The following is a 13948-nucleotide window of genomic DNA, read 5'->3' on the forward strand; positions in this document are numbered from 1 at the left end:
AAGGCGGCAAAACATGGGCAACAACGCAGCAGATACCTCTGTGGTCGATGCCGTCCCCGCATCCGATAGCGCGGCAAAGCGCCTGACGGGCGACGAACGCCGTCGCGAGATCCTCGATGCCGTACGCACCGTAAGCTCCGAGCTGGGCGTGTCCCACCTATCGGTATCGGCCGTGACCAAGCGAGCCGGCTGCACGCGTTCATTGTTCTACCACTACTTCGCCGACATGGACGCCGCCGTCACCGCCGTCATGGACGAGGCAATCGACGGTTTTATCTCCGAGCTCGAGCAGTGGAATGCCAACCGCACCGTCGGCGATATCGAGGGCGCGCTCGACACCGTCGCCCCGCTCTTTAAGCGCCTGGTCGCCAGCGGCCACGAGCTGCCGAGCACGCTCACCTCGAGCAGCGGCGCGCTCTACGGCGGCTTTTTGCACAACGTGGTCCAGCGCGTGGCGCAGTATATCTGCGACACCACCGTGGTGGATTTTGTCGCCCATCATGAGCTACGCATCGACCATGTCTACGAGACGTTCTACACCCTCATCATGGGGTTGTTGATGTATATCCGCACGCACCCCGATGTGCCCGACGAGACGGTCAAGGAAATCATCGCCTCGACGCTCCACATCGAGGGCTATACCGCCAAGTATCCGGAGCGCAAGCCCCAGAACTGACGACATTTGGCCAAACTGCCCGCGATCAGAAGAGGGGCCGCGGGCGTGTGAAAGGAGAGCAGCATGCTGTTCGATGTTTGGGGTAGCGATACCCTTATCCACTGGGCCGGCTGGGCCATGGTCTTTATTGGCCTGATCGTGCTCAACGAGGTCGGCCGCCGCACCAAGCTGGGCGCGGCCATCATCTTTGGCGTGGCTCCGCTGGCCATGACCATCTACTGCGTCGCCATCGCCGTCGGCGTTTCGCAGGGCGCCGAGTGGGCGCTCACCAACCCCACCCATGTGTACCAGAACAGCTGGTTCCACTACGCCAAGGTATACGCGGCGCTTGCCGGTTGCTGGGGCTTCATCGCCATTAAGTATCAGTGGGGCAAGATCGGCAAGGCGCACTGGTTCCGCGCATGGCCGTTTGTGATCGTCGCCATCAACATCATGATCGCCGTCGTGTCCGACTTCGAGAGCGCCTATCACTTCTTTGTCCTGGGCCAGTCCACTTGGGTCACCTCCGAGGGCGCCACGCAGCTCGCCGGTTGGAATAACGTGTTCAACGGCATCGCCGGAATCATCAACATCTTCTGCATGACCGGTTGGTGGAGCGTCTACGCCTCCGAGGACAAGACCGACATGCTGTGGCCCGACATGACCTGGGTCTACATCATCGCCTACGACATCTGGAACTTCTGCTACACCTACAACTGCCTGCCCACCCACTCCTGGTTCTGCGGCTTTGCGCTGCTGCTGGCGCCCACCGTCGCCGCCTTTATCTGGAACAAGGGCGGCTGGATTCAGAACCGCGCCTTTACGCTGGCTATTTGGTGCATGTTTGCCCAGGTGTTCCCGTACTTCCAGGAGGAGTCCATCTTTGTGACCCACTCCACGCTCGACCCCGGCGCCGCTACCGCGGTCTCGATCGCCGCACTGGTCGCCAACGTCGCCGCGATCATCTACATCGCCTACCGCGCCAAGAAGCTCGGCCGCAATCCCTACAAGCAGGATGTCTTTGAGGGCACCAGCGATTGGGAGAAGGCTACTGCTCGCCGCGCCAAGGTTGATTACGCGCACGCCGAGTAACGCGCCTGACGCAAGCACCGCTTGAATGTGAAGCCGCCTGGCCGACTCCGCGCTATGCAACGTATTGCATGCCCCCGGAAAGCGATTTGTCCGCTTTCCGGGGGCTTTTTGTTGTTGCGAGGATGCGGCCGAACGATGCGCTCAGGTTAAATCGGATCTTATATTTCGTATGCGCTTTATATGGCTCCATTTTTGGGTACAGTGTTGAGCCGATATTGCATTGGGGGATATATGAGCGATGAGACGTATGGCCGCGAGGATGCGGCCCAGGATGCGGAAGCATGTGCCGAAGCCCTGGAGAGCCTTGACCGGATCGCGCTAGACGAGCTCTCGTTTAGCGATTCGGCCGTCGACGCGCAGGACGAGGTGCACGAAGACACTGAGGACGAAGGCAGCGACGCCAAAGACGCTCCTGACGAAGCCGAAGAGGACGATAGCGAGGCCGACGACCAGCCCGAATCCGACACGGGCGAGGAAACCGTCTTGCTCAACAGCTTGCCGGCCGAGGATTCGCTGACCCGCGAGCTTCCTGGCTTGGGTTCCGCACCAGCCGTGGACGAGACCATCGCCATGGGCGATATTCCCCTGCCGTCCGTTCCCTCGGCACGCGAGGCCGAGGTTCGCCATCGCAAAATGTCGCCCAAGCGCCGCAATCTGATGGTTGCCGGCGTCGTAGCCGTCGCGCTCGTCGCCGGCGGTGCAGGCTATGCTGCCTGGAACGGATATCAGCAAGAGCAGGCTGCCGCTGCCGCCGCCAATGCCCACACGATGATGTCAGTGCAGATTGGTGTGCATGCCGCGGGCCTCGACTGTTCCACCGGCTCCAAGATTCCCGTACAGGTGAGCGGTCAGGACGCTGATGGCTCCTCCGTGAGCGAAACACTCTATGTTGACGAGCACGGCCGCGGCATCAAACTGCTGCCCGGCGATTACACGCTCTCCATCGCCGCCTCCCCCATCGCGGCCGACGGCACCGTCTATACCGTCCCGACCACCAAGACGCAGGTCACCGTTAAGAGCGATGGACAGGATTTAAGTGCCCAGGCCACCTTTAAGCTCAAGGTGCCTTCGGCCGACACGGTAACCGACGACCAGATCGATGCCGCCGCCAAGTATGCCGAAGAGGGCGGTGCGAGCTCCGCCGCGGCTGCCAAAGTGCTCCAGCAGGCAGCAACCGCGCGGCGCGACGCCGCCGTCAATGCCGTGAGCGCGCAAAAGGCACAGGCGTCCCGTGATGCTGACGCTCGCCACAAGGCAACCGACCTCTACCAGCTCGATATTCCCGTCGAGTGGTACGGCAAGGTCGCAACTTGGCAAAACGGAAGCACGCTATGCATCTATCTGGGCGACGACGCCAATACGCCGCTCGTGACGCTCGTCGCGGTGCGCGAGGGCGAGAGCTTTACGCCCGATGAAGGCGATACGGTTTTGGGTGCGGCCAATCTAGGCAACGGTTATACCGTCTACGCCAGCGGCCCCGTCTATCCGTACGTGGTGCCCCAGACCATCAACGGACGCACGCAGAACCCCGTGTCGACCTACCCCATGGACACTGCCATTGAGCTTGTCGAGCTGACGACCGGCAACCGCTATACCTATAGCCAGATCAAGAACGTGTTGGTCGGCAAAGACGGCAAGGCAGATGGTGCCACTAAGCTCGAAACCGACTACCTCGCGCAGATCCTGCTGCCGAGTATCAAAGCCCAGGACTAGCCTGGCGCAGCAAGGTGCTCCCCAACCGTGATGAGGGAGCCAGGAGGTCCTGACCCCACAGGTCCATAGGTGATTAGGCAAGGAGCCACTTCCATGCGGGCATAATGTGTACCACACCGTGCTCGCATGGAATATCGGTCTGTTCATCCATGGTAACGATTGCCGACTCGCTAAGATCGAAATGGGCCATCGAGGCATCAAGCGCGGCAATTTCGCGCTCGCGCGTTTTCTCACTTGCCATATCCGCACTCACCTGAATCAGGCTATAAGCCCGCATGAGAAGCGCGTCCCCAGCCACAAAGTCTACCTCATGGCTTTTGCTCTTCTCTTTGATCAGCAGGCGGCAGACCGAGCCGGTCCTCACCGCGGGAGTCCTTCTTCTTAGCGCATTGAACACTGCGGTCTCGAGCCTCTGGCCCTGGTCCAATGCCGATGCGGGAGAGAATGCTCCAAACATCGCAGGGTCGACAGCGTAGACCTTAGACGCAGACCGCATGTTATTTGCCAGTGAACGCGTGAACTCCGGCACAGAAAATAACAGGTAGGCGTCCTCATAATACTCAAGTAAATCGCTGAGCGAATTACGACTGACGGGTATCTGTCTGCTCTTGAACTCGTTGTACACTTTGTTCACTGACAGCTCTCGTCCCGAAGATGCCATACACCGCGTCAAGAACAGCGATGCCAGGCGAGGGTTCTTGACGTCGTAACGTTCAACGACGTCCATGGCGACCGTTCGCGAAGCATATTCCTGTAGCAGCTGAATCGCGTCTGCAGGCGTCTGCTCAAGTGTCGCGATGAATCCCCCTTGTTCAAGATACCCGATCAGATGATGTCGAAGCAGCGCTGCATCGCTCGGGGAAAAGGTCGCATCTGGCTCGGGGACGCTCCCCGTCTTATATCGAACGTATTCCGAAAAACTCAACGGAAAAAGCTCTCGCACAAGAGAACGACCCCTGAACTCGCTCTTAAGTTCTGAGGACAGCATCTTGGAAGAAGATCCCGTCACATAGACGGTCGCTTTCTCCGTATCGACTACACGCCGCAGAAACGCACCCCATTCGGGAATTTCCTGGATCTCGTCAAAGAAAATGTAAGCGCCCTCGGTTCGAGCAACAGGATACAGTGCATAGAACGTGTCGAGCACGTCCGCCAGCAGCGATGGCTCATACGGGCGCAAGCGCTCATCCTCAAAATTGAAGTAAAGCATCCGGTCAAGCTCGACGCCCCGGCTCTGAAGCCGCCGCATCTCCTGATACAGGCGATACGTCTTTCCACAACGGCGGGCCCCCACAATCACATTTACGATGTTGTCGCGCTTTGGCTCCTGTGGGTTTCCTAGATCAAGGTCTCGCTCAAAGACCTGCGGAACCCCCTGCTGTTCAAAGTCCTTTATTTTCTGGGCGATCAAGTCGTTGAATGCCATGATTCTCCAATCTTGCTCTCTAGCTAATCAAAATTATACCTATTCTTGATTAATTGAAGAGCAAGATTGTGTATTACTTGATTAACACCTAGGCAAGTTTTTTCACTATTACTGCTCGAAGGATGCCGAGTGGCTGAGAGGACAACCAAGCTCGAATGCGACTCCCTGGACAGTCGATTTGGGACGGGACTTTTTTGACTACCCGTCCCCTGTAGAAAAATCCCTAACGCAGTTGCGGTGAAATAGGGGCTGTTTTTGCTGGTCAAACCGCAAAACAATCCCTATTTCACCGCAACTTATTGGTGGCCTTTTGGGTGGCACTCAGCGCCACGGATCGGCTTCGAACATCGGCTCGCGCTCGGGGCGTCGGTCGCTGTAGGGATCGTAGCCGTCATCGTCCTCGTTCTCGGCACGGATGTAGGGGTCGCGCGGCTTGGGTGCCGGTTTCGGCGCGGGCTTTGGTGCGGCGGACGCTATCTCAGCCGCCGGTGCGTTCGTCTTGTTCTCGTCTTTCATCTGCATAGCTCCTTGCATCGCATCCGCTCAACATCATCGATTGTCGCACGAAAAAGGGCGGCGGACTCGATTGGATCCACCGCCCTTGGCGTTTAGAGACGACTGGCAGATTTTAAGGCATTGCCCAAAATCTACTCGGCGTCGGGAACCTCGTAGGTGGCCGCCGGCGTGTTATCGCACACGACGGTAAAGCCGCCGTCCTTGTCGACATCGACCGTCACCTGATCGCCCTCGCGCACCGTGCCGTCGATGATGGCCGCTGCGATGGCATCGACAACCTCACGCTGCACCAGACGCTTGAGCGGACGGGCACCAAAGACCGGGTCCAAGCCGCCCACGGCGAGCAGCTGCTTGGCCGCCGGGGTGATGGCAAGCGTCATGCGTTCCTTGGCCAGACGCGCGCGGACGTCGGCGAGCTGAATGTCGACGATCTTCTCGATCTGCGCCATGCCAAGCGGATGGAACACCACGATATCATCGATACGGTTGAGGAACTCGGGGCGGAAGGTCTGAGCCATGGCCGCGTCGACCTGATGGCGCATCTCCTCCTCGTCCTTGCCGGAAAGCTCAGCGATAGCCTTGGAGCCCACGTTAGACGTCATGATGATGATCGTGTTCTTGAAGGATACCTGGCGACCCTGACCGTCGGTCAGACGGCCGTCGTCAAGCACCTGCAGCAGCACGTTAAAGACATCCGGGTGAGCCTTCTCCATCTCGTCGAGCAAGATCACGGAATACGGACGACGGCGCACGGCCTCGGTGAGCTGGCCGCCCTCGTCGTATCCCACGTATCCCGGGGGCGCACCGATCAGACGCTGGACGCTGAACTTCTCCATGTACTCGGACATGTCGATACGCACGAGTGCGCGCTCGTCATCGAACAGGCACTCGGCTAGAGCCTTGGCGAGCTCGGTCTTACCCACGCCGGTGGGGCCCAGGAAGAAGAAGCTGCCAATGGGCTTGTCCGGATCGGAGAGGCCCGCACGGCTGCGGCGCACAGCTGCGGCGACGGCGGAGACGGCCTCGTCCTGGCCGATGACGCGCTTATGCAGCTCACCCTCCAAGCCCTTCAACTTGTCGAGCTCGCCCTGCATCATCTTGGACACGGGCACGCCGGTCCAGGCACTCACGACCTCGGCGATCTCATCGGAGGTCACCTGTTCGTTGAGGCCCTCGCCGTCCTGCTGCTTTTGTGCCTCGAGCGCAGCCTCGGAATCCTGAATCTGTTGCTGCAGACCCGGGATCACGGAATAGCGCAGCTCGGACGCACGGCCCAGGTCGCCGTTACGCGTCGCGCGCTCCTCTTCGCTCTTGGCCTCGTCAAGCTGGCTCTTAAGCTCCTGCACGTGGTCAATGGCGTTCTTCTGGTTGAGCCAGCCGGCCTTTTGCACGTTGAGTTTTTCCTGGACCTCGGCAATCTCCTGGCGCAGGGCCTCCAGACGCTCCTTGGAGGCGTCATCGGTCTCTTTCATGAGCGCCTGTTCCTCGATCTGCAGCTGAGTGAGCTGACGCGTGGTGGCGTCGATCTCGACCGGCATGCTGTCGAGTTCCATGCGCAGGCGGCTTGCCGCCTCATCGACCAAATCGATGGCCTTGTCGGGCAGGAAGCGGTCGGCGATGTAGCGATCGGAGAGGTCGGCAGCTGCCACGAGCGCGCTATCGGTGATATGCACACCGTGGAAGATCTCGTATTTCTCCTTGAGGCCACGCAGGATCGAGATGGTGTCCTCGACGGTAGGCTCGCTCACCATCACGGTCTGGAAACGACGCGCGAGCGCCGCATCCTTTTCGATGTACTTGCGGTATTCGTCGAGCGTGGTCGCGCCGATCGCGTGCAAGTCGCCACGGGCAAGCGCCGGCTTGAGAATGTTGCCGGCGTCCATGGAGCCCTCGGTGGCACCCGCGCCCACGATGGTGTGGAGCTCATCGATGAACAGGATGACCTTGCCCTCGGACTTTTGCACTTCCTTGAGCACGGCCTTCAAGCGGTCCTCGAACTCGCCGCGGTATTTGGCGCCGGCGACCAGCGCGCTCATGTCGAGCTCGATAAGGTCGCGGTCGCGCAGGGTGCTCGGCACGTCGCCGGCCACGATACGCTGGGCGATGCCCTCGACGATGGCCGTCTTGCCGACGCCCGGCTCACCGATGAGCACGGGGTTGTTCTTGGTGCGACGGGACAGGACCTGGATGGTGCGGCGAATCTCATCGGTACGGCCGATGACCGGGTCGAGCTTGCCGGCGCGGGCCAGATCGCAGATGTTGCGACCGTACTGCTCCAGTGCCTCAAACTGAGTCTTGTCCTCGGCAGACGTCACGCGGTCATCGCCACGCAGCTCCTCGTAGACTTGCTCGATGCGCTCCTTGGTGACGCCGGCGTCGCGCAGTACGCGGCCCGCCTCGCCCTTGTCCTCGGCAAGCGCCATCAGCAGATGCTCAGTCACCACAAAGCTGTCGCCCATCTTGGTGGCCTTCTTCTCGGCCTTTTCGATGACGCGGACGAGCTCGTTGGACAGGCCCATCTGCTGGCCCTCGCCCGAAACCTTGGGCGCGTGGTCGATGGCATCCTGTGTGGAGCGTGCGAGCTGAGCCGGGTCGGCACCGATGCGCTCGATGATCACGGAGATATTGCGCTCGCCGGCACCGAGCAGGGCAGACAGCAGATGAATCGGCTCCACCGCGCCGGCCTGCGCGTCAGCGGCCGTGCTCATGGCGGTCTGCAGCGCCTCGCGCGACGTCATTGCTAGCTTATCGATTCTCATGGAATCACCTCTCTTGGGGTGGCCGCCCTACGGGGCGGCTTCACGTTGTTCGAGAAGTATTGTTGCCAGCTTTGCGCGATCTTATACATAAATCTAAGTCTCTATATATAAGATTTTCTGAGTGATTGAAAGATAGGGAGCAGGTGCGCTCACCCGCTGCGGCCTCATCCCCTCACTATCTCAATCTGTAACATCTAGCGACTGTTTATGGCTCCAGATGTTATAGATTGAGACGAACAGAAAACACCCGGATCAAAAATCTAAATCTGTAACACCAGGCCCACTTTTAGCGGCCAAGATGTTACAGATCGAGACAGACCGAAAACCATCACAAAGAGGACAGGCACCTTTGTGGTGGTCGCGGTCTCTACTCCTTCGCCGAACCCATACTTCCCGATTCGACGGTCCAGGGCATCTCATCCTCGAACAGCCATGTACGGGCAGACCCACTATCGCGTGCAGTCTGCGGGTCAGGCAAGCAGGTCTGTTCATAGGCATCTTGGATACACTGACCCATAAAATCGTTGAGCTCGGTCTGGTCGCCCTCCATGACATAGGCGACATCGCCGTCCATGATGTAGATGCCCGGACCCTCATTGCCCTCGTAGCCCGGATCGTACGAGACATCACATAACTTTGCGCCGTTTGCAGTGTCCAGCTCGATAGAAGAGTGGCATCCGCCAACCATGTCGTTCGCTTTTGCCCGATAGGACGCATATCCGTACCAGCGCTTAAATGTTTTGCCCTTGAGTAGCTCGGACGCCCTATCGATCAGGCTTGTATCCGTGGTATAGCGCATGGCCCCAAGCTGAATACGCGGATAATTGCTAATACCCAGCACAGCCGGCTGCTCATCAAAATCAACGGTAATGGTCTCGGGCTTGTCGTCGCCGGTCAGAAGTTCGACAGATTGAGTCACAGGCTTGACCACCGGCTCCGTCACCGCAGCAGGTAGAAATGCCATACCGACAGCACCCGCGCCAACCACAGCGATCGCAAGCGCCAAGACAATCAATCCAATACGGGCAGAACGGCTCACGGCAAAACACCCCACAATGCAAACCTTCGCCACCTGCACTAATGATACCACCAGCTAACACTATTACCAAAAGAAGCCGCGCGCTCCTCACCATCACAAAGGGGACAGGCACCTTTGTGGTGGTTTTCGACGCTAACGGTCGACCATCTCGCGCCATGAGATTAAACTTGAATTGTTCTCTGAACATATCCATTTCTGCCTATCCTCAACAGATCTTTGTCTCGAGGAGCGCATATGAAGCCGTCTCATTCCACCGGTCGCAACGTCATCGCCATTCTCGCCATACCCATCGTGATGCTCTTCCTTATCGTCATCACGCCCTTTTCTTTTGGTATCGCCTCGCCCTTCGATCTTTGCGGGATGATCGACGCCGGCTCGCGTGCCACCTCGCTCTCCTTTGTCTGCCGTGGCGTGTTCTACGAATATGCAATTCCCACCGGAAGTTGGCAGTCCAAGTTACCGTTGCTCGGCAAGGTCGACGGATGCTCCCCCTATTTCTGCCTTGAACCTCAGGCGCTAAACTATCTGATCGACGACCAGCCACTCGACTCCATCACCCTCGCCTACGACTACGCACCAAACACCGATGAGCGCCACATGAACCAAGTCCTCGACAAGCTGCTTGGACAGTGCGGGCTCACCGCGGAAGCCGGTCGAACCATCTATAGCAACCGGAAATTAAAGCGAACAGAACTCCGCCGTGTCGGAAAAATCAAAGGGCGAAACGGGGCCGCCTACTGGGATGCCTGGGCAACACGCGACAAGGGCGAATTCGGACACAGCACCTATATGGTCACTGTCTACACCAAAGACGGAATTAAGGACAATGTTGACGATTTCGCGTCATCCAAACTCGGCATCCCCAAAACAACCAAACCCGCCACCCCAGATGAAATCCTGTAGAGACATTCATTAAAATGCTGCCCAGCGATCACAATAACATCGAGCCCGCCCCCCACCACCACAAAGGGGACAGGCACCTTTGTGGTGATTTTCGACTCCGGCGCTCATCTGTCTCGATCTGTAACATCTAGCGGCCGTTTTTGACCCCAGATGTTACAGATTGAGATGAAATGCTCAGCGGCGCCCGTTTATCTAAATCTGTAACAACTACTCGGCAAATAAGGGTCCACCTGTTACAGATCGAGATAAACAGAAGACACCCGAATCGATAATCTAAATCTGCAACACCAAGCCCACTTTTAACGGCCCAGATGTTACAGATCGAGACAGACTGAAAACCACCGCAAAGGGGCACCTTTGTGGTGGTCGCGTTCTCTACTCTTTTGCCGAGCCCGTGCTTCCCGATTCGGCGGTCCAGGGCATCTCATCCTCGAATAGCCATGTACGAGCAGATCCACCATCGCGTGCAGTCTGCGGGTCGGGCAGGCAGGTCTGGTCGTACGCGTCCATCACGCAACGATCCAAAAAATCGATCACCTGCTGCTGGTCGCCTTCAAGAATGTAGGTCACGCCGCCATCTTGGATATAGACGCCGTCCCCACCTCCGGCTTTTGCGTATTCCGGATTGTAGTTAACGGTGCGCATCAGTTTGCCATCAGATGAATACAACTTCAGCGTTGTATAGTAGCCACCGTTCACAGAACCACGTCGGCGCTCATAGGCATCCCAACCGTCCCAGCGTTTGAACGAACGCCCGTTTAGCAAGTCCAGCGCCTGTCGGGACAACTTCTCGTCCTTGGTATAGCGAGACGAGCCAAGTTCAATCATGGGGTAGTTGCTTATGCTTAGAATGCCCGGCGTTTCCTCGATATCGAGCGTTATCTCATCGGGCTTTGTAACGTCCGAAATCATTTGCCCGGGCATCGATGCAACAAGGGACGCCATCTCAACCGTCTGCTCAACCCCACTCGGCCCATAGAAGATAAGCGAGCCAAATAGGACCACGCCCGCAGCAGCGACGACGCAAGCCACCAACAGCAACAAAACAGAAGTGCAACGCTTCATCTTCAACTCCACAAACGAGAGTGTTTTGAGCTCACTTTAAAGCGCCAACTTCATACTGTCAATTCTAGATAGCATATGAACAAAGGCGCACTCCCCCATAGAGGAGAGTTGCAACCTCGATTTTAGCGCCCTCAAGACCCAACGAGCAGCACTTAACAAGTAGCCCCGGTTATACCTTTCTCTGACGCGACCCTCGCGAAGCGCGTGAGCGGCAGGGAAAGGTATAACCGGGGCGGACAAGTATGTGCGTTACTCGGCAGCGGCCTTGAACTTGTTGTAGTTGATCAGGCAGCCGGCCTTGACGATGGCACGCTCCTCTGCCGTCATATCGGCAATGTAAAGCTCAATCTGCTCGACCGTGCCGTCGGCGCGCACCACGTAGGCGGCGATGTCCTTTAGGTCGCCATCGAGCGCAGCGCGGATACCCGGCACAAAGACGTAGTCGCCCACCTCAAAGCTGGGCTCGGCCTCCATCTGGAAGGGCACCATGCCCCAGTTCATCACGTTGGAGCGATAGCGCTTGGTGGCGTACTCGTGGACGATGTTGGCCAGGCCGCCAATTACGCGCTGGCAGCTCGCGGCCTGCTCGCGGGCAGAACCGTCACCGGGCTTCTTGGCATAGAGCATGGAGCCGTACTCGGTCGCCTTGGCGTCGGCAGCGACACCCGCGCCGGCCAGCGCCTCAAACACGCCGGCAAGCTCGGCATCGAGCGCGGCCAAGTCGCCTGCTGCCTCGCCGGCAACGCGGCGCTTCTCCACGGCGTCGACCTCCTTGGAACGGCCCACGTAGGCCGGGTCGCGGCGGCTCAGCGTAAACTCTGCCAGGCCCAGCGGGTTGGAGCGGAAGGAGCTCGTCTCGCCCGAAGGAATGAGCTCGTCAGTCGTGGTGACCGGGTCCATGATTTTAGAGCACACCTTGAGCAGGATATCGTCGCCGAGGGGCTCCATCGCGGGCCACGGCTTGATGTTGGGACCCTCGACCAGTTCGTCGGCAGGCTCCGCCTTGCCAAAGCCCCAGTACACGCGCTTTTTGTACGGCGCGTCGTCAAAGTTGTACTCGCAGGCCTCGTCCCAAGTCTCCTCGGGCAGGTCGGTCGCCGGCGTCAGGACGCCGCCGTTGGCCGCCGTCGCCGCAATGGAGCGGGCGTCCATCAGGGCCACGGCGCTCAGCTGGCCATTACCCGGCTTGGAACCCTCGCGATTGGGGAAGTTGCGCGTAGTGTGGCGGATCGAAAGGCCGTTGTTGGCAGGCGTGTCGCCGGCGCCAAAGCACGGGCCGCAGAATGCCGTGCGCACAATCGCGCCGGCCTCCATAAGGTCGTAGATATAGCCGCGGCGTGTAAGCTCGAGCGCCACGGGCTGGCTCGTGGGATAGACCGACAGCGAGAACTCGCCGCAGCCGGTGTTGGCGCCCTTGAGCACGCGGGCAGCCTGGACCACGGAGTCGTAGTTGCCGCCCGAGCAGCCGGCGATAACGCCCTGCTGCACGTGTAGCTTGCCGTCGACGATCTTGTCGAGCAGGGTAAAGTGCGTCTTGCCCTCGCCGATCTTGGCGGCCTCGAGCTCCACCTCATGCAGGATGTCCTCGAGGTTCTCGTTGAGCTCGTCAATCTCAAAGCCGTTGGAAGGATGGAACGGCAGCGCGATCATGGGCTTGATGCTCGACAGATCGACTTCGACGCAGCCGTCGTAGTAGGCAACATCGGCGGGCTTGAGCTCGCGGTAGTCCTCGCCGCGGCCGTGCATGGTCAAAAACGCGTGCGTGTCCTCGTCGGTGGCCCAGATGCTCGACAGGCAGGTGGTCTCGGTGGTCATGACATCGACGCCGTTGCGGTAGTCGGTCGTCATGCTCGCGATGCCGGGGCCCACAAACTCCATGACCTTGTTCTTGACGTAGCCCTTGGCAAAGACCGCCTTGATGATGGCGAGCGCCACGTCGTGCGGGCCGACGCCGGGGCGCGGGGCGCCCGTGAGGTAGATGGCAACGACGCCGGGATAGGCGACATCGTAGGTGTCGCGCAGCAGCTGCTTTGCCAGCTCGCCACCGCCCTCGCCCACGGCCATGGTGCCCAGAGCGCCGTAGCGGGTGTGCGAGTCGGAGCCCAGGATCATCTTGCCACAGCCGGCGAAATTCTCACGCATAAAGGAGTGGATGACGGCGATGTGCGGCGGGACGAAGATGCCGCCGTACTTTTTGGCAGCCGAGAGGCCAAAGACGTGGTCGTCCTCGTTGATGGTGCCACCCACGGCACACAGCGAGTTATGGCAGTTGGTAAGCACGTAAGGCAGCGGGAACTGCTCCATGCCCGAGGCGCGCGCCGTCTGGATGATGCCGACAAAGGTGATGTCGTGGCTCGCCATGGCGTCGAAGCGAATCTTGAGCGCCTCGGGGTCGCCGGACGTGTTGTGTGCTTGAAGGATCGAATACGCGATGGTGCCGCGCTTGGCATCCTCGGGCGTCTGCGTAATACCGCGCTCGGCAGCCTCGGCCTCAGGCACAACCTCGCTGCCGTTACGCAGGTAGATGCCGTCCTCGTACAGCTTGACCATACTGTCTCCCACTCTGCCCAAAAGATTTGGGCGCATAGCATACATTCGTTCAATATCGTGCCATAGAACGGTTGCGAGTGGGTTACGAATCTGCACGTTCACTTTATCTCGGTAAAGTAAAGGACGAGCCCCTTGCATCACTCTCCTAACAAGGAGTGTCCCAAAGTGCCGGCACAGACGATATGAGCAGGACATAAAAACATTGAGAGCCCCTGCTGCATGAAAGACCG

10 protein-coding genes are annotated in these 13948 nt (G+C 59.1%); 4 read left to right on the top strand and 6 right to left on the bottom strand.

Annotated features, from left to right (window positions below; translation table 11 throughout):
- Positions 1-13 precede the first annotated feature (13 nt).
- The 3 genes from LK493_RS04960 to LK493_RS04970 all read left to right on the top strand — a co-directional run bounded on the left by LK493_RS04960 (position 14) and on the right by LK493_RS04970 (position 3460).
- Complete coding sequence (locus LK493_RS04960) at positions 14-676, top strand: TetR/AcrR family transcriptional regulator (protein ID WP_195233829.1); 663 nt, start codon at positions 14-16, stop codon at positions 674-676.
- A 63-nt stretch (positions 677-739) separates the two neighbouring features.
- The gene (locus LK493_RS04965) at positions 740-1747 is read left to right on the top strand and encodes a DUF5692 family protein (protein WP_227790330.1); all 1008 of its coding nucleotides are present in this window, start codon (positions 740-742) and stop codon (positions 1745-1747) included.
- A gap of 231 nt (positions 1748-1978) precedes the next feature.
- A complete protein-coding gene (locus tag LK493_RS04970; RefSeq protein ID WP_227790331.1) occupies positions 1979-3460 on the top strand; it encodes a hypothetical protein in 1482 nt (493 codons plus the stop codon).
- A 73-nt stretch (positions 3461-3533) separates the two neighbouring features.
- Here the strand turns inward: LK493_RS04970 and LK493_RS04975 are convergent, their stop codons facing one another.
- From LK493_RS04975 to LK493_RS04990, 4 genes are all read right to left on the bottom strand, one after another.
- A complete protein-coding gene (locus LK493_RS04975; RefSeq protein ID WP_227790332.1) occupies positions 3534-4886 on the bottom strand; it encodes an ATP-binding protein in 1353 nt (450 codons plus the stop codon).
- A 321-nt stretch (positions 4887-5207) separates the two neighbouring features.
- Positions 5208-5402 (bottom strand): hypothetical protein, encoded by a 195-nt coding sequence (locus LK493_RS04980; RefSeq protein WP_227790333.1) that lies wholly within the window; start codon positions 5400-5402, stop codon positions 5208-5210.
- Positions 5403-5533: 131 nt separating this feature from the next.
- Entirely contained in the window at positions 5534-8161 is a 2628-nt protein-coding gene (gene clpB, locus LK493_RS04985) for an ATP-dependent chaperone ClpB (protein WP_117746526.1), read from the bottom strand.
- Positions 8162-8528: 367 nt separating this feature from the next.
- Positions 8529-9200, bottom strand: coding sequence for a hypothetical protein (locus tag LK493_RS04990; RefSeq protein ID WP_227790334.1), 672 nt, complete (start codon positions 9198-9200; stop codon positions 8529-8531).
- 234 nt (positions 9201-9434) lie between these two features.
- On the opposite strand from LK493_RS04990, the gene LK493_RS04995 reads away from it, so the two are divergent.
- Entirely contained in the window at positions 9435-10103 is a 669-nt protein-coding gene (locus LK493_RS04995; RefSeq protein WP_227790335.1) for a hypothetical protein, read from the top strand.
- A 375-nt stretch (positions 10104-10478) separates the two neighbouring features.
- Here the strand turns inward: LK493_RS04995 and LK493_RS05000 are convergent, their stop codons facing one another.
- Both LK493_RS05000 and LK493_RS05005 read right to left on the bottom strand, forming a co-directional pair.
- Positions 10479-11168 (bottom strand): hypothetical protein, encoded by a 690-nt coding sequence (locus LK493_RS05000; RefSeq protein ID WP_195502996.1) that lies wholly within the window; start codon positions 11166-11168, stop codon positions 10479-10481.
- Positions 11169-11417: 249 nt separating this feature from the next.
- Positions 11418-13718: a hydratase gene (locus tag LK493_RS05005; RefSeq protein WP_227790336.1), complete on the bottom strand. Its 2301-nt coding sequence runs from the start codon at positions 13716-13718 to the stop codon at positions 11418-11420.
- Positions 13719-13948: the final 230 nt, after the last annotated feature.

It is taken from the genome of Collinsella aerofaciens (genome assembly GCF_020709435.1).
Lineage (GTDB): Bacteria > Actinomycetota > Coriobacteriia > Coriobacteriales > Coriobacteriaceae > Collinsella > Collinsella aerofaciens_AU.